Raw genomic sequence first — 24,171 nt, forward strand, 5'->3', positions numbered from 1 at the left:
TTTTTTCGCGCCGCGTTGGAGCGCTGCATCGGACTCGTGAAAGGCCCTGATCTTCCCCCTCTAAGTGAGGAGGATTGCACCGCGATGTTGAACATTCATTAAGATGTTCGAATACTCGCGCGGCGGAGAAGATCAACTTTTGACATCATATAAGCGCCTGAAAAAGAATGACTTTTCCAACAGTAGGCGACGGCGCTCCGCGTTGACCATCCATGTCGGCGCCTCTCAAGAACAGACTCTAACTCACTCATCCTGCACCCGATATTGAGTCTTGCATCGGCAAGTGAAGAGAGCAGAGTCGAGCAACATATCCACAGAAAAAGTGCGCGTTCTACTGTCTACACTTTCCGTTATTCGGAACCCCCTTGGTATAACGACGTTGCCTTGCAAGCGTGACGGTTGCACGCGAAGGCCCTTGAAGGAGGCGGCAATGCCGACAGATACCAAGAACCCGCTGACGATGCTGTTCACGGGTGACACCGGTGCGACCAGCACCAAGAAGACCGCGAAGAAGAGCAGCTCTCGCAGCGGCTCGTCCAGCACCAAGAAGTCGGGCTCGAAGAGCTCGGGCGCCAAGAAGGCGACGGCCAAGAAGACGACAGCCAAGAAGACGGCTGCGAAGTCGACCTCGAAGTCGGCCTCGAAGTCCTCGGCCAAGTCCGGCGCCAAGAAGTCCACGGCGAAGAAGACGGCTGCTAAGAAGACCACCGCGAAGAAGACCGCTGCCAAGAAGACCTCGGCAAAGTCTTCCGCCAAGTCGGCGGCCAAGAAGACCACCGCCAAGAAGACGGCTTCGAAGAAGACCACTGCCAAGAAGACGACCGCCAAGAAGGCTTCGACCAAGTCGAGCTCGTCGGCTTCCCGCAAGTCCTCGTCGGCCCGCTCCGGCGCATCGCGCTCTTCGGCCAAGAAGACGCCCTCGCGCAGCTCCAGCCGCGGCGCGGTGAAGTCCTCGTCCCGCAGCTCGGCGTCCAAGTCGCGCAGCAGCTCCAAGTCGGCGCCCAAGCGCGCTGCCGCCGCTTCGAGCCGGACCTCTTCCACGAAGAAGTCGGGCAAGGTCGCCAAGCGTTCGTCCAGCTCCCGTTCGTCGAGCTCCCGCAAGAGCCCGTCGAAGTCCAGGCGCTAAGACGCCCATGCCGCACGCGCCGGGATAGGTCTTCCTGTCGCCCGGCGCATGCGCATAAAAAATCGCCCGGTGAAAACCGGGCGATTTCTTTTTGTGCTGAAGCCGGTTACCGGCCCGTGCTCATCGGGTCGCTGGCACCCCAATAGGGAGTGGCATTGTAGTAGCGGTGGACGTGCTCCTCCCACTCCCGGTCGTAGGAGGCATCGTGCCCTTCCGCACTGCGCCGGGGAGCGCCGCGCAGCTGATCCTCGTTGAGGTTCAGCTCGTAGGCATCGAGCTCCGTGTTGTACTTCAGGACGCCCCAGGGAAGCGTGTAGTATTCCTCGCCGAGACCCATGAAGCCGCCGAAGCTCATGACCGCATAGGCCACCTTGCCGGACCGCTTCTCGATCATCACGCGCTCGATCGTCCCGATCTTCTCACCGTCCGAGCGGCGGACGGGCGTTCCCTCGACCTTGTCGCTGGCGATCAGGCTTTGGGTTTCGCGAACGTCACCGCTCTGTGCCGTCGTCTGCATCATCTCGCTCCTTCGTGTGTGAGATCCTAAGGCAACGCTCGGGTTGAAAACCCGGTTCCGTGCCCCGCTTCTCCAAGCTTTCCAAGGCTTTGCTCCTGAGCAAAGCGCTGCCGTAGGAACCCCCTCACCGCCCTCACGTTGATCAACGTTTCCGAAGTGAACGATATGAGGGAGATTGCCATGGCGGTTCGCCAGAAGCCGGTTGAGGAGCAGGTCATCGTCATCACTGGCGCATCCAGCGGCATCGGACTTGCAACAGCGCACATGTTCGCCGAGCGCGGGGCCAGAGGCCTGGTCCTTGTCGCCCGCAACGAGGAGGCCCTGCGCAAGATCGCCGATGAGCTCAGCCATGGCCACACCCGTGCCGTCGCGGTGGCGGCGGATGTCAGCAAGCGGGAGGATCTGGAGCGCGTGGCGCGCACGGCCATCGACACCTTCGGCGGGTTCGACACCTGGGTGAACGATGCGGCCGTTGCTCTGTATGGAAATCTCAACGAGATCCCCATGGAGGATCAGCGGCAGCTCTTCGACGTGAACTACTGGGGCGTGGTCAACGGCTCCATGATCGCAGCCGATCACATGCGCCGCCGCGGCGGCACCATCATCAATGTCGGCAGCGTCCTGTCCGAGCGGACCATGATCCTGCAGACCCAGTATTCCGCCTCGAAGCATGCCGTGAAGGCCTTCACGGACGGCCTGCGCATGGAGCTGGAGAACCAGGACGCTCCGATCGTCGTGACGCTGATCAAGCCCTCCTCCATCGACACGCCCTATGTCGAGCACGCCCGCAACTATCTCGACCGCAACAACGCCGTTCCTCCGCCGGCCTACGACCCGCACCTGGTGGCGAAGGCAATTGCCTTTGCGGCCGAGCACCAGCGGCGCGAGATCACCGTCGGGTTCGGCGGCTGGGTGATCGGCGCCATGGGCAAGGTGGCCCCGCGCCTGATGGACAAGGCGATGGAATGGACAGGCTACGGGTCGCAGACCACGGACCAGCCTGAACGTCCCGGCATGCGCGACAACCTCTATCAGGCCCGCCAGGACGGCGACATGTACTCGTCTCTCCCGGGCGAGCCGCGCAAGACGAGCTTCCTGCTCGAGGCGCAGCTTCACCCCTTCGTGACGGCGGCCGTTCTGGCCGGCGTTGCCGCCGGCATCGCGGCGCTGTTCGTGCCGCCGCTCGGGGGAAGCCGGCGCCGGCGCGAGGCCAAGCGCCCGACGCCGCGCTACCAGCCCACCATGCGGCGCACCGGCAACGGTCATGACAAGCGCACCCTCGGCCCGGGCCATGCGAGCCAGCGCAGCCCCTACGAGGGCCGCCCGCAGCCCAGGCACTGACGACACAAAGGGCCGGACCCCACGCCGGCCCTTCTTCTTGAAGAGCGACAAGATGGCCGCTGCCGGCACGTTCCGAAGTGACCGGATGCGGGTTAGCCTTCCCGCATGAACCCGATTCGCTTCTCCGCCATCGCACTGGCTCTCGTCATCGGCGGCTCCGCCGCCGCGCAGGACAAGGGCACCGTGAACCCGAAGCCCCTGCCGCCGCTGGCCAATCCGGACGATCCGAAGCTGGCCGCCAAGGAACTCTTCGGCCGCCGCACCACGCCCGCCGACCTGCGGTCACGCTCCATCGGCGGCTATGCCCGCGGCTGCGTCGCGGGTGCTGCGGCCATTCCGGTCGACGGCGAGAACTGGCAGGTCATGCGCCTGTCCCGCAACCGCAACTGGGGCCACCCGCAGCTGATCGACTTCCTGCAGAGGTTTGCCACGCGGCTCCCGTCCATCAACGGCTGGCCGGGACTTCTCGTCGGCGACATCTCGCAGCCGCGCGGCGGGCCCATGATCACCGGCCACGCCTCGCACCAGATCGGCCTCGATGCGGACATCTGGCTGACGCCCATGCCCAACCGCCGCCTGTCACGGGCCGAGCGGGAGGAGATGTCGGCCACCAACGTGGTGCGCGACGACTGGCTGGATGTGGATCCGAACCGCTGGACGCCCCAGCACACCGCTCTCATCCGCGCCGCCGCGCAGGAGCGGAGCGTCGCCCGCATCTTCGTGAATCCCGCCATCAAGAAGGCGCTCTGCCGCGAGGCAGGCGCGGACCGCGGCTGGCTCGGCAAGGTGCGGCCGATGTGGGGCCACAACTATCACTTTCATATCCGCCTCGCCTGTCCGGCCGGGGACGCCGCGTGCTCGGATCAGGACCCACCGCCCGGCGGCGACGGCTGCGGAGCGGAGCTCGCGGGCTGGTTCACGCCCCAGATGCTGAACCCGAAGCCGGGCAAGCCCCGCCCGCCCCTGACCATGGCGCAACTGCCCAACGAGTGCCGCGGCGTTCTCGCGTCGCCTGACGGGCCTTGAACAAAAAGAGAGCGGTTCGCCCTCACGGGAAGCGAACCGCTCTCTCGAAGCTTGAAAATGGAAGGCCAGCCTATTCGGCCGCCACGCCCACGCCGATGGGGCAGGACACGCCGGTGCCGCCCAGGCCGCAATAGCCGTTCGGGTTCTTGGCCAGGTATTGCTGGTGGTAGTCCTCGGCGAAGTAGAACGGGCCTGCATCCAGGATCTCGGTTGTGACCGGCCCATAGCTCTTGGCGGCCAACGCCTGGGTGTAGGCTGCCTTGGAGGCTTCAGCGGCCCTGCGCTGGTCCTCGTTGAACACGTAGATCCCGGAGCGGTACTGGGTGCCTACATCGTTGCCCTGGCGCATGCCCTGGGTCGGGTCATGGTTCTCCCAGAAGGTCTTCAGCAGGGCATCGTAGGAGATCACCTTCGGGTCGAAGACCACCAGCACCACCTCGTTATGCCCGGTGAGGCCTGAGCAGACCTCCTCGTAGGTCGGGTTCGGCGTGATGCCGGCGAGATAGCCCGCAGCCGTGATCCAGATGCCGTCGCCCATCTGCCAGAATTTGCGCTCCGCGCCCCAGAAGCAGCCCAGACCGAACACGGCCCTCTCCATGCCGTCCGGATAGGGCGGCAGCAGCGGACGGCCGTTGATGAAATGCCGCTCGGCGGTCGGGATGGGGCTGGACCGGCCCGGCAGGGCCTCGGCGGCTTGCGGCAGGTCGGTGCGTTTGCGGAAGCTGAACATGGGGATCCCTCGCGTGACCCCGCTTATGTAATCATCGCTCTGTTCTTATGGGAGGGCTGCCGGCGTCACCTTGCCGTGAAAGGCTTTAGCGCTCAGCCAGATAGCCGATGGGCTCGAGGGGCTTCTGACCCAGCCACAGCAGGAATGCGCCGATGATGAAGCCGGTCACCGAGGCGGGCAGCTGGAGGCCATAAGTGGCGATCGGCTCCCACAGCCACGTGGAGCTGCGTTGCGCGATGCCGCCTTCCAGTCCGGCCATGCTTCCGGGAAAGAGAACACCCGCCACCTTCCCGACGGGGGCGAACGATACAGCATTGTTGACGATGGAGCGGGTTCCATCGATCACCAACCCAACAAATCCTGCCGCGATCAGCAGGAGGCCGAGGCTACGCGCTAAAAACTTCAAGGGAGGCTACCTCTCCAAACAGAGGGGAGATTATCTAGTCTGTTTTGTCGCAATGGCAAAGGCGATTCCGGATGATTTGTCACAAGTTCGGTCTTGCCTTTTGCCCGCATTTAGCGATACACGGGCGCTCCGCAGACGTAAGCGGAGAACCTGACCGCCTGCCGGATGACGGGCAAGGGTTCCTGAGCTGCACAAGCTCACGCTGGAGGGGTGGCCGAGTGGTTGAAGGCGCACGCCTGGAAAGTGTGTATACGGGAAACCGTATCGCGGGTTCGAATCCCGCTCCCTCCGCCATTATCTCTCAACAAGCTATTGAATGAATTAGAGAAACTCCGAGTTCTCAGATCCCTTCCCCACCCCCTTCCCCACCTTTGTTCCAGGCTTGGCCATTGGACTCCGCAAAGCAATCGAAGCGCAGTACGCGCACTGGTGCCGCCTCAGGCGACTGCTAGGACATTCGGCCTAGAGCTTCCGGCTCTATAGAAGGACACCTCAATCTGGTGTTTAGTGCCGCCCTTCTCGAAAGCACGACGTCAGAATTGCCTTCGGGCATAGTGAGTTCCGAGTTTCCTAAGGTGTTGTGATGAGTGAGCGTCGTTCGGCAAAACGTCTGCGGACCCTTCTCAAAGGTCAGATTAGGCTCAGTAGCCCCCAATCTGTTCATGAGTGTGCCGTGAGAGATCTCTCGGATGCTGGAGCACAGGTCGTTCTCAAGCACCCCGTTCAGATGCCACTCGAAGTCGATTTTGAGATCCCCGCGAGAAACATGTCAGTGCGTGCGCGGCTAGTCTGGTCTGATGGGCTCAAGCACGGCCTTACGTTCATCGGTGTCTCACAGGCGGTAGAGAATATTGCTCGCGCGTTTTTTGACGCCGAAGGTGAAGGAAGCTCCTGGGCTTGCGAGCCGGAAGGTTTCAAGGAGGAGTTTCGCAGGCTCGCCAGCGAGGCCATCAACTTGCTTGAAAAGCAGGAAGCTGAAAGGCAGCAAGTCGGCAAGCGGAAAGCTAAAGCACGGGCAGCAGCATAATAGTAGGTGAGCTTTATAGGCGGCCCGCCTCTGTTACGCGCCGACTGGTCCTAAGGCAAACCACAACTCGACGCGCACAGGCTTCCAGACGGTCAGGAACTGCTATTGAGCAGCAAGGCTGAGTACACGGTGGCCCCGCAAAGAAAGAGCGCCCATTCGGCTGGCGCTCCAGGTGGGCCGCTGCTGCGATCATTCAGGGAGAACGACCGTGCCAACAAGGCACAGGACGAGGCTGCGCTCTAAAGGTAAACGCATCCTTAACAGAGTTCGCCGCAGAGAGGCTTACCTGCCGCTGCTGCCTGCGCCGTGAGCCTTAGCGTACAGTTCTCTGACATTGACCATCATTTTGACTTCCCGGCACCCACACTTTGAGCATCGTAGCTTTAGGGCCATGTCGGGCACGGGCAGGTCAGCAGGCCAGCCCTTCAGCGGCACCTCAGCACCATGTCCACAATCGTGCGCTTCACAGTAGGCCATGACAGTTCTGTACCCCTCAGCAAGGCTCTGTCCGACCGTAACTGGGTGGATCTCGTCGCTGTTTGCATCATAGGCACGGCGGGGATCGCGACCGGCTCTCACTTCAGCCTCTTGGGCGGCATGGGCAGATACTTGAAGGTCAGCCCTTCGGCCGCGCTGCGCACAGCCTCCCTGCTGACTCCGAACTCACGGGCTAGCTTGCTGTATTCCCGCTCGCCAGACGCATAGCGCAGCCGCGCCTCTAGGACCTGCTCCACTGTCAGCTTAGTTGTGCCCATTCTCGCGCCACATCTGAATAGAACATAAAGCGAACATCTACTCAGATACGCAGAGCTGTCGGGGGAGGTTCCTCCCCTGCAAGCAAGCCTGTGAAGAGTGTGGACGACTGATTATGGGGCGAACTGCCACCTGACGGCGAGAGTGTGACTAGCCGAGACGGGGCTTAAGCTCTCCTCTCTGGATCTGCCCTCGAATTCGGTTCGCCTCCGCTCGCGGCAAGCCTCGTACGATACAGGCTCCGTCGACATAAACCGCCCAAGTGTGCTTGGACCTGTCTTCCAGTCGAACCGAAACATCCATAGGCGCGGCCCTCCACAAGCGAGAGTGCTCAAGGACAACGCAGGAAGACAGCTCTAGTTGTCAGTGTGGAAACTAGAATAGAAGTCTTGAAATGCGGCCCGGCAACCAATAGGGCCCGCTGATTTCTGAATCGAAATCTCTTGGCTAAAGCCTGCTTTATCATGCCGTCTTAACTTCTCAAAAACACCGGCCACCATACTCTGGATTACTGACTAATCGCGGAGGTCCAATATGAAGAGGCAGGACCACCCACCAGCCTACGTGCTACGAATGAAGCGACAATGGCGGGTCGTCGTTCCCATTCGTGGGAAACTCACACCGAAGATTTGCGTCAAAGAGTTTCCATCCCGCTCGACGGCAGAGGCATGGCTACGCAGCCATGAGGCCGAGTGCGAGATTGAGGCGTATCGAAGCCGCTTAGCTCCTGTTTGCTAAGCATCTTAGTCGACAACCAGCAGCCCGCATTCTGATGCCTGACGGTCAAGGGCAAGGTCCGGCACGTGCGGCGGTATCTCGGCTTTCCGGCAATCGCTCTTGCGCAAACCGCGAGCCCAATCTCAGGCATTGTGCCCTTCCGGGCACAGCCAGAACCTAGCAAATCAGCCATATTAACCTTGCCCATGGACGGAAGGCTTGTTCCTTCAGCGTGCGCCGGTCCACTTTGTTGCGTCGGTCAGTTACCTCAGCGAGCAAGCCCTTTGCTTGCCAGCCTCTGAAATCTGCGAGTTTTGGAAACACCACAGAGCCAGAACAGGTTCTGTTCTCATTATGGGGCCAAGATGGATTACACAACCGAGTTAGTGGCTCAGGCTATTCACAAAGCCGACCACCAAGAACTCCCGTGGCAGGGCCAGCCGGTGGCTCATAAGGAGCGGTATCGGGAGTATGCCCGCAATGCCATTAACCTGTTGGGCGAAGACATCGGAGTGCTACTTCTCGCCTTGGAGGACGCTACAGCAGGAACGCGGATGAGGCGTCCGAGGGCAGCGGCCTAAAGCTCTCGAAGCCGAGAACTCTCAACCACTCTGCCCTTGGCCGCTTCGGTAGCCTGAAGCTTCGTCTCCACCAAACTCGTGAACTGGGAGGTCAGTCTGCGTTTGCGCAGCGTGGTCGCGCCACTGCCGGTGCCGTTTGCGTCTTTGCACTTTGGGCATTCGCGCCTTCAGTTGACACTCCAGCCAGTGCAGGTCCTCTTGGAGCCCCTCAAGGCGTCTCAACAACTCGGGATCCGACAAGCTGTGTGCGGTCGCGTGACTGACTTCCTGCCCGCGCACAGCATTGGTGATGTTGCGTATTGTCTCCAGATAGGCTGGGCCAATGCCTGGTGTCGCTAGCCAGTGCTTATCCGGAACCCGGTCAACTTCCCTGAGGCTAGGACAGCGCCCATTGAACTCGCGTAGAACCGCGTGCCTCACTTGCGAGGGAACGGCTTCAAGTGGAAAGGGCTCATCTAAGTGCATGTGCAATCCTGCAAACTTGACCATGTGACTGGTTAATGCAGTGAGCAGAACGAGGCTAATCCAAGGCGGTTCATGAGCGGCTTCGTGTTTCCACCAAAGATAGACCCCCTGGGTACATATAATCCTCTGAAACTGACTGTGCCTTCCTCACCAACACTCGGGACAGATTGTTTTCCTCCAGAACAAGATAGGAAATCTGTGAGGGTGTCGTTAGGTGCTTCAAGTCTCGCCATAGGTGGACGGGGTAGCGCTACATCGCTTTGGCGTGTCCAGGCACACATCGTTCCTACAGGATAGGCGGATAGTCTTGGCCTGCCCTCAGGGAGGCCAAGCGATGAAGACCGTCCTTTCCTACTGCTCGGCAAGAATGTTCTTGAGGGGATTGCTGCCGATGGTCGCCATGAGCCCTTGTTAATCCCGAGGCGCAGTGAACGACAACGACCCTCAGCGCCGCATTAGGCTTACCGTCGAACCCTCGAAACAACGTGGAAGGCCTCCCTCTCTCCATTCTAAAAGGATGGCTAACGGGCTGACCAGGCGAGCCATTGTAGCGATAGCCCTAGTTAGTGGCATCCTCGCACTGCCCCTCCTTCGGAACCTTGAGGTGCCCGCCGCTACAAGCAGAGAGGCGAGGCCAGACGTTATTTGGGGCAGTCCAATCGCGCCTGCCCTCCTAGAGCCGCAAGAGGACGGGTAAGTTGGTCCACATCTAAACTGGCTCCCCTGTTGCTGGGAAATAGTGGTGGTTGCCTGGTGTAATGTTCGTGTGCTTATCCTCAGGATCTACAGCCGCTTCATCAGCCGCGCCGCTGCCATCACGAGTTGCGTATCCAGCATCTCCTCAGCGGCGTCGTACCTCGCCACCCACCACTCATAGGTCGCCCAGCGCATACCCTTCAACTTGGGTGGCACATCTCACTAGTCCGGGCGCATCCCCGCGCAACGCCGACTTGGCCTTCGCATTCGTCCGCCAAGCAGGCCCGGTTGGTCAGGGTCCAATCGGGATCGGCCAAGGATCTCGAATTAGGCTCGGGAGCGTTCCTTCCGGGTCTGTTCCGAAAGCTCCCGACAGCAAGCTCTGAGGAACCGAGAAAGTCTCGGTGACATCCCGCCAATAAGAACGTGGGCTTAGCGACAGGTTTTCTGTCAGCTCCGGGAAGAGGATCAAGACTGGAGTATCTGCAGCAGTCGCTTCTTGTTCGGGAAAGGATGGTTCGGCCGGTTCCGGCAGCGGAGGCAGCAATGCTGCGACCGGAAAGCTAGGTTCCGCAGGCTCCGGAAGTGGTGGCATCATGGCTTCCGGAGACGCCGCTGAAACAAGAGGAGCGGCAGGTTCTGGAGCGGGTGCGGGTTCCATAGCTGGCGGAGGGGATGACAACGTTGGCGCTGCTGGCCTCTGAGGCGCCGGAACTGCGGCACCTACTGGTCCAGACCCAAACGGTTGCGGGGCCGACGGCAACGCCGGTTTTGGAGGCGGAGGCAGCGATGCTACAGCTGGAAGGCTGGGCTCAGCAGGTTCGGAAGGCGGCGGAGGTGCTGCAAGTGAAGGCGGACTATGCCAAGGCTCGCGTGGAGCCTCGGATGTATGCGACCCTGAGACCTGAGTTTTTGGGCGCTGCTCTGTTTCGGCGCCTGCGTCGACCTGACGGGTACGAGCAGACAACCGTTTATCGGCACCTTCTCTTATGACTGCACCCAGCCGACTCTCTCCCATCGTATTCGGGCGTATGTTGGACACGGCGTTTAGCGAAGGGGATGACGGAGCAATGTTGCTAGGTGGCACCGCTCTTTGGGCGCAGGATGCAGCTATCCCGCTCAATACGAGGGCAGCAAAAGCCCCGAGCTTACGCATATACCCGTAGCCTCCCCAAATCCGCTCTTGGCGACTCATGAGGCCTCATGAGCATGCAGGGCTTTCGATACCGATTGACATCCTGCCTCAAAGGAACGTCCTCTCGAAAGCCTACACGACAGTCGGGAGGGCATATCTCTATTTGACCTCAGGGTTATATTGGAGAAGCAAAGCCCCGCCGAAGCAAGGCCTTCCCGCTACTAATCCCCACCGTTCAGGTGTCCGTTTGCACTACCATTTGGCTTGCTCACAGACGCAACACTGGCGCGTATCCCAGCCTCAAGCACTCTTGAGGCATCTCCACCACTCGTCTGTAAAGCAGCTCTGACAGTGATTGGAGTGCGCGGGGCCTGGGAACCGACGATCCGGTCGGACCGCATGAAACTCAGGCTCCCGTTTACTTTCAGGTGACGCCGCTCGATTACCTCGCCGGTTTGGGTGTCAAGAATGTGCCACCATTCAGAAGGCGTTTGGTTATCGACCAGCGAAACAAAAGCCTCCAAGGCTGTCTCGTAGTCACCAACGAGCCCACCTACCCCAACGGTTTTAGATGTTTCTGCTCCTGCAAACAGTAGAAACCTTTTCATAGTACATCCCCCTCATTTTCCCTCTGCATGCAAATGGTTAAACAGCGCATCTTGACTAAACAAGCGTATTTCTGGCGCTAACCCTGAATAGGCAGATAGATCATTTGCGGCATCTGAAAGTATACTGTCGAGCTTCGCAGGACTAAAAGAATGTAAGCTGGCGGATTGCCGCCGCGGAGTTTAACCAGGCCTCATAGCCTCCACAGCCCTTCATAGGCTCGTGGCGCGAGGGGCTCTCGAATAGCGCCCTAAGGTCATCGTTGGCCTCTTATTCTTGCTGGGCACATGTGCTGATATTGTGGAGGGAGCACCCCAGAGACTATTAGGGAGGCGCTCCCTCGACCCAGCGGGCTAAAGCCGCTCAATCAGCCTCGCTGCTGCCTTGACCAGCTGCGCATCCAACATCTCCTCAGCAGCATCGTACTTGGCTACCCACCGCTCGTAAGTCGCCCAGCGCATCCCTTTGGGCTTGGGTGGCAGATCCCACTCCTTCGGATCTGCCTCTCCGAGCAGAGACGCCTTCACCCTTGCCTTTGTACGCCACGCCCGCCCAATGGGATCAAGGAACTGAGAGGCGAAAGCTGCCCTACGGCCCCAAGCATACCGGCTGGCAAAGAACGTGGCTCCTAGCGGTCGATAGAGCACCCGCACGCGCCGTACTATCCTTGGGCAGATGGCGTACCATTGCAGCCCGCCGAAATGCCTTGGGTGCGATACGAGAGAGAATGACTGCAAGCGTTCCTGGAAGGACAACTCCAGCTGCCCACCGTACTCCGACAGCTGCAGAGTGGCGGTGATGGTTTCGCCGGAGCCGTAGGTGAGCACACATCGGATTTGGGCGCCGGGCTTACCAGACCCGCTCGGGATGAGCTCCGCCAGATCCAGCTTGGGGCCGCTCTCCAAGGTGAGACGCTGCCGGTCACGAGGCATGGTGCCCTCCTCTAGGCTGCAGCTTCACCACGACGCCCGACTGCTCTCTCACCACCTCCACCCCGGACCCCATCTGGTAGATTATATGTGTCCCTGTGGTCGGACCGTTGAGGGGCTCCGACGAGGCCTGTCGGTCCCTCTCATCGGACCGTGGGCGGTAATTTTCTTTCGTGAGAGCCGTTACTGTCCCTGTCGTGAGACCAACTGTCCCTCCCATCAGACCGGCTACAGATTTCTCCTTCTCCGGGTGCCAGCGCATGAACGCTTTTGAGGCCTTCTCTCCTGTAAACTTTGTAACATCGGAGCCATCACGCTTTTGATGTTAGAGCCGAAATCTTTTGGCTGAGCGATTTTATTTAAGCGCACTGCTCGGAATGAGCACAGACGAGGAGCATGTAGCTAACGATACGAAAGTGCAGCTCACTTAACGGTTCTAGGAGCGCTCCACCTTATGAAGAACCTCACGGTTCTACCCACGGTGTTGCTATTCTCACGCCGTCCACTCCTCGAAATCTCTTTAGTCCACTAGCAGAAGGTTGTTTTTTCACAGCTTTCTCGCGCATTTTGCCAGAAAGGAATTGATCCTGACACTGCCGCCATTCAGCGTCGTTCTTAGTGTGCATTTTTGAACGCAGGGCAGGGAGAGGCGGCAGAGGCTAAGAGCCGAAAGAGCTTGTCCTAATCGCCAGACTCCTACTCTGCAAAGGCAACACTTCACCGATCAAATGGGGCAATATGTCGAACTTCACAATCTACGACGCTGCGCTAGCAGGTATGGACAACGTTAGTTGGGCTGCCTTTGGCTTATCTTATGCGGGTGAAATCTTAGCCATCATTGATAATGCGACGCCAGGTACGGTCACGTACTCGGTTTCAGAGAATCCAGTAGTGGGTCAGTATGTAGTATCCTACACAAGCGACGATAGCGGGTACATCATCAACGATATCGTTGCTACCCGAAGTGGAAGCTTAGTATTTGAGGCGCATAACATCGGACAGCGTGTGACCGATGAACAAATGAACAATGGCGACCTATTTTCCAATATTCCACTCGATGGCCCCAACACCTTTTACGGCAACTCCTATGACGATGTAATCAGTGGCGCAGAGGGGAACGACACCCTCTATGGCGGCGGCGGCAGCGACACACTCGACGGAGGGGAAGGCAATGACGTTCTGATTGGTGGTATTGGTGAAGGCGTCGCAGAGGACTGGATTGAGGGTAGCGGTGGCAACGACACCATCTACGGTGGCGAGGTTGGCCAAGATGACGACCCATTCCTCGATTGGAACGACATCAATTACTGGAACCGAGGCTTCTCCAGCATTCGTGTTGAGTTCAGCTCAACGTCACGGTCGGGAACGGTTGTGAAGTCCGACGGCAGCGTAGACACGTTCTTTTCCATCGACGCGGTGCGCGGCACAGATGGGGCGGATACCTTCATCGGCGGATCGGGCATCGGGGTCCAGCGGTTCATTGGTTACGGTGGGGACGATACCTTCGATGGCACGCTTGGTGTCAACGAGGTTGATTACCGTGCCGACGCCAGAGCGGTAGGACTCAAGACCGGCCTCACCATCAACCTTGAAATCGGTAAGGTGAAGGACGCGACTGGCAACACGGATACGCTGATTGCTATCGAGCGTGCTCGTGGCACAGGAAACAACGATGAGATCATCGGCAATAGCTTGGATAACAGGCTGAGAGGAGAGGCTGGCAACGACACTATCCATGGTGGGGTTGGAAGCGACACCCTCGACGGTGGTGCAGGCAACGACATTCTGATTGGCGGCATTGGTGGAGGCGTGGCCGAGGACTGGTTTGAGGGCAGCACGGGCAATGACACCATCCATGGCGGCGAGGTTGGTCAAGATGACAATCCTGACGTCAACTTCAATGAAATAAACTACTGGAGTCGCGGCTTTTCCAGCGTTCAGGTTGAGTTTAGCTCTACGTCACGTTCTGGAAAGGTCGTGAAGTCGGACGGCAGCGTGGACACATTCTTTTCCATCGAGGCAGTACACGGAACGAACGGAGCCGACACCTTCATTGGCGGGGCAGGATCCAGCAACCAGCGATTCCAAGGTTATGGTGGCAACGACACCTTCGACGGCACTCTGGGAGAGAACGAGGTCGACTACCGGCTGGAGGCGAGGCTGCTCGGCGCGACCCATGGCGTCGTCGTTGATCTTACCAAGAGGACGGCGACGGACTCTACCGGTTGGACGGATACACTGATTGCCATCGAAAGAGTTCGTGGTACGAGCTTCAGCGACCAGATTGTAGGTGACGACCGCAACAACCGTATTCGTGGCGACGGCGGCAACGATACTCTCTTCGGAGGCGGCGGCAACGACAGACTTGAGGGGGGACTGGGCAATGACACCCTCTATGGTGGAGCCGGGAATGACATAGCGGTGTTCTCGGGCTCAAAGGGGAGCTACACGTTCACTCGCGGAGCTGATGGCGCACTTATCGTGAGCGGTTCCGAAACGGATATGATTTACGATATCGAAGTCATCAGGTTTGCAGATGGTGACTTCACACTTACCCAACTGATTCCAAGTCAACCAAATCCGCCACCTCCAGTCGTCACGCCACCGACAACAGTTGAGACCGTCACCAGCACCACCCTCGCGGACGGCTCGTACAACCTTGTTGCAGGTGGCACGGGCAACGTCTCGCTGACCGGCAATGCTCTGGACAACAGCATCACGGGCAACAAGGGCAAGAACACCATCAATGGCGGCGCTGGTGCCGACAAAGTGAACGGCGGGCTCGGCAACGACAACCTGACGGGCGGCTCCGGCAAGGACGCCTTCGTGTTCTCGACGAAGCTTGGTACATCGAAGACGGACCGTACGGTTAACTTTGACACTATCAAAGACTTTGTGGCGAAGGACGATAGCATTTACCTGGACAATGCCGTGTTCAAGAAACTCGGCAAAAAGGGCTCAGAGGCTGCACCCGCCAAGCTCGACAAGAAGTTCTTCACCGTAGGCGACAAGCCCAAGGATAAGGATGACTACATCGTCTACAACAAGAAGACGGGCGTGCTGTCCTACGATGCCGATGGCTCTGGCAAAGGTGAGGCTATCGAGTTCGCCCTGCTCAAGAACAAGCCTACCCTGAAGGTCGACGACTTCTTCGTCATCTAAACTCGTGCGGGAGTGCTTGGACCGATAGCTCAGGCACTCCTCACCATCCCATCTACAAGCGCTTCGTCAGCCGCACCGCTGCCCTGACTAGTTGTGCGTCGAGCATGTCCTCAGCGGCGTCATAGCGAGCCACCTAGCGCTCGTAGGTCGCCCAGCGCATGCCTTTCGGCTTGGGCGGTAGATCCCACTCATCCGGGTCTTCATCCCCAAAAGAGCCGCTTTGTCCTTTTGTTTCGTGCGGCAGATGCAGCTTGCCAAGCCGCTGCTTCAGCCATAGTTAGACTGACTTGATGTGACGGTCAAAGCCACTTCATCGGTCGCGTCGCTACTTCAACTTTGATGCTAGAACATCGCGAGCGTGCGCCCATTTTCATCCAACCGGCACGTGACCTTGGCTTGTCGAACCTGCACACGGGTGCCGCGCTGAAATACAATCCTCGCTTCAACCGGAGCGTATAGACTGCCATCTTTAAGGCGAGCGGTGCGTCCCGCACTGGCAACATCGACCTGTATGGCTCCGTAATGCGAGGCGCTGGAAACGAGTGCGCTACGGCAGGACTGGACAACAGCTAGGGGTGTACCTGGTCTGGCACGTAGAGGCTTGAGTACCTGAATGCTGCGGAACCATCCGCCGTCGCTCGCCCCACTCTCATACAGCCACAAACTTCCTGGAAGAGTAACCCTGGCAAAGGACGCAGTCGCGACAGCGGTGGGAGCAATACTGGCAACAGAACCTGCAGTGTGTCCGCGGCCGAATGCACCCTGGCCAGGATTGCCGCCATTCGCCGATGTTGACGCTGGTGCTCCGAGAGAACCTGCTCCAGCGAGACCGCTCCCGCTCGCTGCCGTTCCATTGCCTCCGAGACCAGCTCCCGCTCCGCCATTGAGCCCCTGCTGCCCGCCAATACCAGCACTTGCCGTTGCCCCTCCTGCACCAGCAGTGCCCCCCAGCCCACCACTGAGACCGCTCGGCCCAAGGTTGCCGCTTACTGAAGCTCCATGCCCCCCGCTGCTGACGCCCGCCCCTGCACTGAGCCCACCAGACCCAAGGTTGCCCTGAGCTGACGCTCCTCCTGCGCTGGTACTGGCTCCTATGGCGCCTCCAGTCCCGCTCGAGCCCGTGTTGCCGCTAGCTGCAGCCCTACTGCCTTCGCTGCCGACGCTCACGCCTGCGCTGAGTCCATCAGACCCAAGGCCAGCACTCAATCCCGCTCCTACACCGGCAGCACCCACACTCGCACCGATGTCGAGTGCTGTCGCCGTTTCGGCTTGCACGATTGTTAGACCTATAGACAGCAAAGTCGCCAGAGAGCGTCCCATGGCAGGAGCTAAAAGAACTCTATGCCTCATAGAACCGTTGCTCATTGTGACACTCCCTAGCGTGCGAAGAGGCTAGACCCTTCTAATCAGGTTATGGCGTCAACACGCATGAGCAAGGTGGGATTATGGGTCAAGTGATGTCCAACAGGGAGTAGGCTATGGGCTTGCAGGAGAAGCCGCTCAGGGGCCTCGGTAGCCCGCAGTCCTGATGTCACTACAGCCGCTTCATCAGCCGCGCCGCTGCCATGACGAGCTGCGCATCGAGCATATCCTCAGCGGCATCGTACTTGGCCACCCAGCGCTCGTACGTGGCCCAGCGCATGCCTCTAGGCTTGGGCGGCACATCCCACTCATCCGGATCCTCATCCCCGAGCAGCGCCGCCTTCACTTTCGCCTTGGTGCGCCATGCTCGTCCAATAGGGTCGAGAAACTGCGAGGCGTATGCAGCCCTGCGGCCCCATGCATGCCGGCTGGCAAAGAACGTGGCTCCAAGAGGCCGGTAGAGCATACGCACCCGCCGTCCGGTTCTGGGGCAGATGGCGTACCATTGCAGCCCACCGAAATGCCTTCCCTCCGACACAAGGGAGAATGATTGCTGGTGTCCTTGGAAAGACAGTTCCAGCAAACCACCGTAATCCGACAGCTTTAGAATGGCAGTGATGGTCTCACCCGAGCCATAGGTGAGCACGCATTGGATATGGCTGCCAAGCTTGCCAGCGCCGCTCGGGATGAGCTTGGCGAGGTCCAGCTTCGGACCGCTTTCAAGGGTGAGCCGCTGCCGGTCACGAGGCATGGCGGCGTCCTCCTGGCTGTAGTTTCACCACGACTGCTGAGGGCTCTCTCGCCTCCTCCACCCCAGCCCCCATCTGGTAGATTATATGTGTCCCTGTAGTCGGACCGCTGGAGGGCTCAAACGAGGGCTGACGGTCCTTCTCATCGGACCGTAAGCGGTAATTTTCTTTCGTGAGTGCCGTTACTGTCCCTGTAATGAGACCGGCTGTCCCTGCCATCGGACCGGCTACAGATTTCGCTTCACCCGGCTGCCAGCGCATGAAGGCCTTCGGGGCTTTCTCACTGGTGCGGTTGCAGGAGTGGAGCGTCAGGCGGTACTCACTCGCATGCGGGCTCTTGCGGTCGAAGTGGCCGCGTGAGCAGCAGACGATGAAGCCCTTGTCCATCAGCTCTGTGAGTGCTCGTGCCGCCGTGTCTTTGGAGCAGCAGACGTGTCTAGCGGCATCACGCGTAGAGAGGGCAATGAAGCCGTTGTTGCCGCCGTTGTAGATGGCAGCCAATTCAAGAAAGATGCAGCGAGCCACCGGCGAGAGAGAGCGCCACGCGGCAGAGCGCAGCATGTGGCGTGGAAGGGACACGAAGCGCTCTGTTGTGCTTCGACCCTTGTGGTTGTGACGTTTGGGCATGAGGTGCCTCACAGCGCCCCCGATAAGCTCAAGGACGCCCATTCTGAAGATTGATGAGAGAAAGGTGCAGCCGAGACACAAACCCCGGCTGCTGGGCTTCTGAGAGTCAGGAAACGTACTCTGGTCAGGGCTGGTTAGGCCGCACGACGCTTCTCCCCGGCAGAGACAGCCTTGAGCACTCGCAACTGAGTGCGTAGGATGTACCGCCCGTGCGTCCCGGAATATGGGCCAGCGTGGGGCTCATCGATGGTGTCGATGACAAGCCCGCGCTTGCGCAGTGAGTGAACGTATGCGGACCAGCGTGGGGCGGGTCTCTCAAGGGGAATGATACCGCTGTGCCCTTTTTCCAGCAGGCAGCTGAGCGTCCATGCTTCACGCCCTTTCACACGCAACATCTCACCCGTGTCGAGCCGCTGCACGAGGAGTTCGACAATATCGTTAGGCATTGTGCGCCTCCGTGCTGAAGCCTGCCAGCTCTGCGACGGTGAGCGCGAGTGCCGGCGATAAACCGAACCGCGTGGAGAGGCTCTTCACCACACGAGGATGGGAGCGGAGTGACTGCGATGCTGCCCAGGCGAAGAGCGGCAGCAGACACAGGTTCTCGTTGCCGCGAGAGCGCAGCTTGTGTAGGCTATTCATGGTTGAAATCCTTAGCCCCGTGCGAGAGCTCCTCGTGCGGGGCTCTCTTTTGCACGGCCATGAACGGGAAGGGTTCAGAAGGTCAGAGCTTCTGAAATCAACAATCGTTCGCAGCTCCAGCGATGAGGGCTCGAATGTCCTCCACGCGCCATGCAGTGATGCGCGGTCCGAGCTTCACGGGCTTGGGATAGCGTCCGTCTTTGATGCCCGCCCACCAAGTGGATCTGCTGACGGGAATAGGCCCGTTCGGGGCAAGAATGCCGGGCAGCCGGACAAAGCCGGTTGGCGGCAGTTGGGATAAGGTCGTAGCGTCGGTATTCAGGCGTGCGTTATAATTGAGCAAAGCCATAGGGCTCGCGTCCTTTCATCGTTCAGTTGTGAATGGAACGAACGGCGAGGCTCAGGAGATTCGATTGACTCTCACCCTGAGCCCCCAGTAGGCTTAGCCCGCTCTGAAACGAGTGCGGGTTTCGACCCACCGCGCCGCCTTAGCCCCCCGCCAGGGGTTGAGGCGGCACTTTTTTCCGTGTCGCTAACTTCTTTTGCGAGAAGCCAATCCTCAACGGACCATCTACTTCCGTATCGGACTTTAATATCTGTAAGGTTTGTTACGGAATTCTCAATCGCTTTCCTCCAGTTCATCCCGGAAGGCGTGCCAGGCCAAGGTGTTGCAGGCCAACGCGCTCGTCTCCCATATTGCTGGCCTTTCCTGCAGAAGGCCGGTCTGCAGCAAATCACCATGATTCGCTTGAGAAGACCCTAGACGGCAATGGGTGTCCTAAAGGTTGCCGTGCGGACACGAATTAGTTGATATTTCCCTAATCCACAGACCCCGCACAATTTGGCCCGTTCTATTTTACGGAACTGTGCGGCCCGCTTTCAGGTGCACGACATTGCTTCCGGCTTTCTGCTCAAGGAAACTAGCCCAAGCGTCCATCAACTCACGACGCTTCTCCAGCGCATCGCCACGCCGATACGCCCGCTCGACTGCATCGCCGACGAGGTGGGCCAGAGCCGCTTCTGCCACTTCTCGCGGGAAGTGGGTGCGCTCGCCTGCCCAGTCGCGGAAGGCACTACGGAAGCCGTGCACCGTCACATCCACCTTCATCCGCCGCAGCACCATCTCCAGTGCCATGACCGAAAGAGGGCGTCCAGGCTTGGTGCCGGGGAACACAAGCTCACCAAGCCGCTTCTGCTGCATCTCCTGCAGGATCTCGACTGCTCGGGCTGAGAGCGGCACCCGATGCACTCGCCCTGCCTTCATGCGAGCCGCAGGCACGGTCCAGACACGCGCCTCCAGGTCAAACTCGTCCCATCGGGCTCCAAACACCTCACCTGACCGGGCAGCGGTCAGAATAGCAAACTCCAGAGCACGCGGTGCCATCCCCTCCCGCTCCCGCAGTGCCATCATGAACGCGGGCACGTTATCAAAGGGCATGGCCTTGTGATGGCCACGTGTGAGCCTTGCCCGCTTGGGCAGAACGGCATCGAGTTGCCCCCGCCACCGGGCTGGGTTCTCACCCATCCCCTGCCCTCGTGCACGGGCAAAGTCGAACACCCGCTCCATCCGCCCCCGCAGGCGTGAGGCTGTCTCAGGCTTTGTGGTCCAAAGCGGCTGCAGAACCTTCAACACATCCTCGGTGCCAATCTCTGTCACCGGCCTGGCTCGGAGCGGTTCGCAGTAGACGGTGAGCGTCATCTTCCACTGGGCGCGGTGCTTTTCATTGCGCCAAGAGGAGGACATGCTCTCAATTAGAGCGTCAGCAGCCTCGCCAAAGGTCATCACCTTGGGCTTGGTGTCCCGCGCCGCGATGGGGTCGAGCCCATCGGCCAGCTTCTGGCGGACTTCGGCAGCCCGTTCGCGGGCCCTGGCAAGCGGCACATCCCGCAGGGCACCAAGCCCCATCTCTCGGCGCTTGCCGTCCACCTTCCACATGAACACCCACGAACGGGCGCCGCTGGCTGTGATGTTCAGGTACAGCCCGCCGCCGTCGGAGTGCCGTCCTGGTTTCGCGAGCGTTGCGACCGTTCGAGCGCTCAACGTGTGCATGTGTCGTGCCATCTGCCCCTCTCCTTCCCCACCTTCTTCCCCACCTTTGAGGCTGGATTGTAGCGGATGAGGCTGGACCATGTAAGATACACGCCAGCGTAAAAGCCTTATCTCCAAAGAGATTTCCGGATGCTGCTAGATGTGTCTGGACGCTAGTATGGCGGACACTCCCTCCGCCACTACTTGACCCTATGCTACTGAGCGGGTTCGTATTTCGGGGCCTCAAGGCATAGCCCATAGGCCCTCGAGCCAGTGCTGCACGACCGGCAGCTGACTTGGTGCATGGCTCTTCATTCATCCCCGAATATGGGAATCTTTTGGAGCTCCAGGCGCTCGAAAGCGAGCGCTGACCTTGGGGTGAAACGAAGGTCCAGAAACACTCATACACAGTTTGTGAAGGAATAGGCCGGCGGTGGCCTGCGTTTGCCAGCCATGCATTCGCACTCGAAGCGCAGGATAGGCTCATGACCCCGGACCAAGTTTCTCAGACAGTCAGTTCCGAACGGATGGATGGCTCCCACACCGGCCCCTCCCTCGGGCGGGCTTCGTTCCTCTTCGTGACCTCGGTCAGTTCCTTCATCGGGGCGAGTCTCCTGCTCGCCAGCATCTGACGAAGCAGCGCCAGAACATGCCCAACACTCCTGGGCAGGAGGCCTCATCATGAGCAAAGTCAGGGCCGACCATACAGTGGAACTCGTGGCCCGAGCAATTTACGAGGCAGAGCAACACGCATTCTCATGGGACAACGGATCTGCGAGAAGCAAAGAGCGCTCCCGGGAGTATGCTCGGAATGCGATCAGACTGCTGAACGACGATATCGGCGTTCTTCTCTTCGCGTTGAATGAAGCCGCAGCAGAGCACTCTCCGACAGGTTCGGGAGCGGCAACCTGAATCCCGTGCCGACCACGAGGCGTTAGCGCAGGGCCACGACCGAGCCGGCAGAGTCGAGCTGGCACGCAACGCGAGACTGGCGAACCTGCCGGGCATTCGCGCGGGCATACACGACGCGCACTTGGAGAGGAGCCATGAGGCCGCCATGTGCCAAGCGGCTTGTCCGCCCAGCACCTGCCGCATCGACCCGGATTGCTCCATAACGAACCGCCGCCGCTGCGATGGAAGTGCGACATAGCTCGACAATCTGGCCTGAAACGCCAGCTCGCATCGTACGCACGTCAACCAAGTCTTCTCTCTCGGCCCGAGAGGGTTCGAGGCGGGGGATGAGCGAGGATGGCAGGCTCAGTTCGGCCATGCTTTCCCGGGTCGTGAGTGATGCCGGTGCCGCTGCTACGTTTCCCGATGCCCTGGCACTTGGCGCCGCCTGCGGACCTACACTACGGGTTTCCCGATCATCGCGACCTTCGGCGTTGGCTCTTCCTCCTCCGCGGCCAGCCTGTCCAGCATCTGGGTTGCTGGCTCCTCCGGCGTTTCCTCCGCCAGTGCTGTTTCCCTGACTGCCGCGCCCCTCGGCACTTCCTCCCCCCTTCCCGCTGCTTCCCCCCTGCCCTCCGACACCGTCTCCGCGGCTGCTTCCACCATCCTGGCCGCTCCGTCCGCCCCGCTCTCCGCCACCGGTGCCATTGCCGTTACCGGCGCTATTCCCGTTGCCGCCGCTGTTTCCACCACTGTTGCTGTTGGCATTGCCGCCACTGTTACCTTTGCCGCCACCGTTCCCGTGATCCTGACCGCCACCGTTTCCATTCCCTTGGCCGCCACCGCCGTCTTTCCCCCCTCCCCCATTGCCGTGACCACCCGAATTGCCGCCGCCATTTCCTCCACCGTTACCCCCATTCTTGGCAGCGACAGGGGGAGCTGCCAGCAATACAGCGACGACGATTGAGGTGAGAGGTATCCGGAGCATAGCTCCTCCTGATGGTTGGAGTTCTCGTGATCACAGGGAACGAACGCTGACGAGACGTCACCAAAGCCTGTTGTCAGGCAGCAGATCATTCGGCAGGGAAAGAGCGCCAGGGCCACGCCGGTTTCGAGTGTCCTGAGCGACCAGTCGAGGCTGCTGACTTGCGCGCTGCGGAGGTTTTCCGACTGACCCGGCGCTTTGGTTTCGAGGCTCGTGCCGTGGCCCCGTCAGCCTTGATGCGTCAGGCTCAGGTGTGCGAACTGGAGCCGCTGCACTCTTGCCGACTGGCTTGGGCAGCGGTTTGATCCCGATACCCGGGAAGGACCTGCGAGGCTTGTCAGCTTCAGTCCTGTCACTTTGCAGAGTGGTGACGACGGCCAGCTGATGCTGGACAGCTTCCAGCTGCGCAAGAGCAGAAGCCGCTCTCGCCTTCTCGCTTTCCGCTGTCGTTTTGGCCTTGAGCACCTGCGTACTGAGGCTTGCCAGCTCCTCCTGTAACGCGGTCACTTTCAGCATCGCCTTTTCCGCGACTGCCTTCTGCTCAGTCTCCGCAGTCGTGGGCCCGGTTGTTTGCCTTGTATGCGCCTCCGTGTCAGCGAGCTGCTCCCGGAGAACCAGCACCTCCTCCTGTTTTTCCTGCAGGCTGGCCAGTCGTTCCTGGAGGGCGGCGACTTGCAACTGGGCAGCTACGGCGCTGCCCCGCTCCCTCTCGAAAGCCGCCTGGAGGGTAAGAAGCTGAACTTCGCCACCTGCCGCAACCTCCGTAGAGCTTTGCATTGCGAGCAGAGGCAAGTTTTGCCACTTCTCCGGCAGCGGGGAATATGGATCAAGCAAAGCCCCGGCGCGTGCATCCGCATTGTTCCGAGCAGGCTGAACGTCGACCACCTCCGGCAAGTGACCTCCACTTGCAAGCCTTCCGTCTGCGAAGCTTGGCAAGAGATAAGCCGTGGCGCCCACCGCACCGAGAGCGCCAATCATCCCCCACCACTTTCTGCCTGAGGCTGACGGGGCAAGCCTTCCTTCGTGGACTGCTCCAGATCGCCATAACATCTGTCGGATCATAAGCGGCCCTCTGTTTTCCAACCTTCATCGGGACGAGGGCTCACACGAAGAGCGCACCGTCGTACCGGCACGAGGGGTTTCTCAAATCGATTACCTCGCCCGGTTACGATCTATTACTAGGCTGCATTGTGGCTCCGTCATGTATTCTCACTGGCAATTTGGAACGATGATACCTTTGAGGGTATCCAGTGCCTACAAAGGGAGCCGGGATCGCGAGCGCTCCTTGCCAACGTGAGGGGTATCCAGATCAACCCTTTGCATGGCCTTCTTTTAGGAAGATCCTTCGACGTCTGGAGGCGCTGGAGGAGGCATCCAGTGGGTTGCGTCATCGATGTCGATGTAGTCGCGCATATGGCTGTCATAGAAGACGAATGCGCCCTGGGGATATTCAGGACCCTGATGCCAGAACACATCGGTGTAGCGGACTCCGTTTTCTGTCCATACATCGAGCCTGGATCCGTCTCGGGGCGCGGACTCCAACGGGCGCCACTCACTCATTGCGGCCCCCAAAGGAACAGAGCTCCGGCCTTTTCGAAGCAACATGCGACAGCCTCACGCGGCAGCACAGCGGGAGTTGCCGCTCGGATGCCGAGGAGGCAGGAATGGCATG

The 24,171-nt window shown here is 59.9% G+C and carries 20 protein-coding genes and 1 tRNA gene; 8 read left to right on the forward strand and 13 right to left on the reverse strand.

Annotation, left to right across the window (positions count from 1 at the left end; genetic code table 11):
* Positions 1-243: 243 nt before the first annotated feature.
* Positions 244-1,101 (reverse strand): hypothetical protein, encoded by an 858-nt coding sequence (locus MA07_RS29465; protein ID WP_052002833.1) that lies wholly within the window; start codon positions 1,099-1,101, stop codon positions 244-246.
* Positions 1,102-1,232: 131 nt separating this feature from the next.
* Positions 1,233-1,643, reverse strand: a complete 411-nt coding sequence (locus MA07_RS04535) for a PRC-barrel domain-containing protein (protein WP_036347536.1) — start codon at positions 1,641-1,643, stop codon at positions 1,233-1,235.
* 180 nt (positions 1,644-1,823) lie between these two features.
* Here MA07_RS04535 and MA07_RS04540 point away from each other — a divergent pair, with 180 nt between their 5' ends.
* The gene (locus MA07_RS04540) at positions 1,824-2,984 is read left to right on the forward strand and encodes an SDR family oxidoreductase (RefSeq protein WP_036347602.1); all 1,161 of its coding nucleotides are present in this window, start codon (positions 1,824-1,826) and stop codon (positions 2,982-2,984) included.
* Positions 2,985-3,089: 105 nt separating this feature from the next.
* Complete coding sequence (gene mepA / locus MA07_RS04545; protein WP_036347538.1) at positions 3,090-4,010, forward strand: penicillin-insensitive murein endopeptidase; 921 nt, start codon at positions 3,090-3,092, stop codon at positions 4,008-4,010.
* A 70-nt stretch (positions 4,011-4,080) separates the two neighbouring features.
* Here mepA and msrA read toward each other — a convergent pair whose 3' ends face one another.
* Entirely contained in the window at positions 4,081-4,740 is a 660-nt protein-coding gene (gene msrA / locus MA07_RS04550; protein ID WP_036347539.1) for a peptide-methionine (S)-S-oxide reductase MsrA, read from the reverse strand.
* A gap of 85 nt (positions 4,741-4,825) precedes the next feature.
* Positions 4,826-5,146 (reverse strand): hypothetical protein, encoded by a 321-nt coding sequence (locus MA07_RS04555; protein ID WP_036347541.1) that lies wholly within the window; start codon positions 5,144-5,146, stop codon positions 4,826-4,828.
* A gap of 204 nt (positions 5,147-5,350) precedes the next feature.
* On the opposite strand from MA07_RS04555, the gene MA07_RS04560 reads away from it, so the two are divergent.
* Positions 5,351-5,440, forward strand: a tRNA-Ser gene (locus MA07_RS04560).
* Between the two features lie 289 nt (positions 5,441-5,729).
* Positions 5,730-6,173, forward strand: a complete 444-nt coding sequence (locus MA07_RS04565) for a PilZ domain-containing protein (protein WP_081928772.1) — start codon at positions 5,730-5,732, stop codon at positions 6,171-6,173.
* A gap of 575 nt (positions 6,174-6,748) precedes the next feature.
* Here the strand turns inward: MA07_RS04565 and MA07_RS04570 are convergent.
* A complete protein-coding gene (locus tag MA07_RS04570; protein ID WP_036347552.1) occupies positions 6,749-6,928 on the reverse strand; it encodes a hypothetical protein in 180 nt (59 codons plus the stop codon).
* Positions 6,929-10,060: 3,132 nt separating this feature from the next.
* Here MA07_RS04570 and MA07_RS27530 point away from each other — a divergent pair.
* A complete protein-coding gene (locus MA07_RS27530; RefSeq protein ID WP_052002834.1) occupies positions 10,061-10,378 on the forward strand; it encodes a hypothetical protein in 318 nt (105 codons plus the stop codon).
* Between the two features lie 1,101 nt (positions 10,379-11,479).
* On the opposite strand, the gene MA07_RS04595 is transcribed toward MA07_RS27530, so the two are convergent.
* Entirely contained in the window at positions 11,480-12,058 is a 579-nt protein-coding gene (locus tag MA07_RS04595) for a hypothetical protein (RefSeq protein ID WP_052002835.1), read from the reverse strand.
* 735 nt (positions 12,059-12,793) lie between these two features.
* Here MA07_RS04595 and MA07_RS04605 point away from each other — a divergent pair.
* Positions 12,794-15,217 carry a hypothetical protein gene (locus tag MA07_RS04605; protein WP_081928773.1) on the forward strand — a complete coding sequence of 808 codons (2,424 nt, stop codon included), beginning with the start codon at positions 12,794-12,796 and terminating at the stop codon, positions 15,215-15,217.
* A gap of 1,534 nt (positions 15,218-16,751) precedes the next feature.
* Here MA07_RS04605 and MA07_RS04615 read toward each other — a convergent pair.
* From MA07_RS04615 to MA07_RS04640, 5 genes are all read right to left on the reverse strand, one after another.
* On the reverse strand, positions 16,752-17,330 hold the full coding sequence (locus tag MA07_RS04615) for a hypothetical protein (RefSeq protein WP_052002837.1): 579 nt from the start codon (positions 17,328-17,330) through the stop codon (positions 16,752-16,754).
* Entirely contained in the window at positions 17,320-17,955 is a 636-nt protein-coding gene (locus MA07_RS27540) for a helix-turn-helix domain-containing protein (RefSeq protein ID WP_160195381.1), read from the reverse strand. The genes MA07_RS04615 and MA07_RS27540 overlap by 11 nt, the downstream gene beginning before the upstream one ends.
* Before the next feature lie 438 nt (positions 17,956-18,393).
* The gene (locus MA07_RS04630) at positions 18,394-18,594 is read right to left on the reverse strand and encodes a hypothetical protein (RefSeq protein WP_036347566.1); all 201 of its coding nucleotides are present in this window, start codon (positions 18,592-18,594) and stop codon (positions 18,394-18,396) included.
* A gap of 97 nt (positions 18,595-18,691) precedes the next feature.
* Positions 18,692-18,943: an AlpA family phage regulatory protein gene (locus MA07_RS04635; protein WP_052002839.1), complete on the reverse strand. Its 252-nt coding sequence runs from the start codon at positions 18,941-18,943 to the stop codon at positions 18,692-18,694.
* A 507-nt stretch (positions 18,944-19,450) separates the two neighbouring features.
* Positions 19,451-20,656, reverse strand: coding sequence for a site-specific integrase (locus MA07_RS04640; RefSeq protein WP_036347568.1), 1,206 nt, complete (start codon positions 20,654-20,656; stop codon positions 19,451-19,453).
* A 452-nt stretch (positions 20,657-21,108) separates the two neighbouring features.
* Here MA07_RS04640 and MA07_RS29990 point away from each other — a divergent pair, with 452 nt between their 5' ends.
* Both MA07_RS29990 and MA07_RS04645 read left to right on the forward strand, forming a co-directional pair.
* Positions 21,109-21,255 (forward strand): hypothetical protein, encoded by a 147-nt coding sequence (locus MA07_RS29990; protein WP_160195382.1) that lies wholly within the window; start codon positions 21,109-21,111, stop codon positions 21,253-21,255.
* Positions 21,256-21,304: 49 nt separating this feature from the next.
* On the forward strand, positions 21,305-21,535 hold the full coding sequence (locus tag MA07_RS04645) for a hypothetical protein (RefSeq protein ID WP_036347570.1): 231 nt from the start codon (positions 21,305-21,307) through the stop codon (positions 21,533-21,535).
* 435 nt (positions 21,536-21,970) lie between these two features.
* Here MA07_RS04645 and MA07_RS04655 read toward each other — a convergent pair whose 3' ends face one another.
* Positions 21,971-22,411, reverse strand: a complete 441-nt coding sequence (locus MA07_RS04655; protein WP_036347574.1) for a hypothetical protein — start codon at positions 22,409-22,411, stop codon at positions 21,971-21,973.
* A 148-nt stretch (positions 22,412-22,559) separates the two neighbouring features.
* Positions 22,560-23,393 (reverse strand): hypothetical protein, encoded by an 834-nt coding sequence (locus tag MA07_RS04660; protein ID WP_152568719.1) that lies wholly within the window; start codon positions 23,391-23,393, stop codon positions 22,560-22,562.
* Positions 23,394-24,171 lie beyond the last annotated feature (778 nt).

The organism is Microvirga sp. BSC39, assembly GCF_000739015.1.
Classification (GTDB): domain Bacteria; phylum Pseudomonadota; class Alphaproteobacteria; order Rhizobiales; family Beijerinckiaceae; genus Microvirga.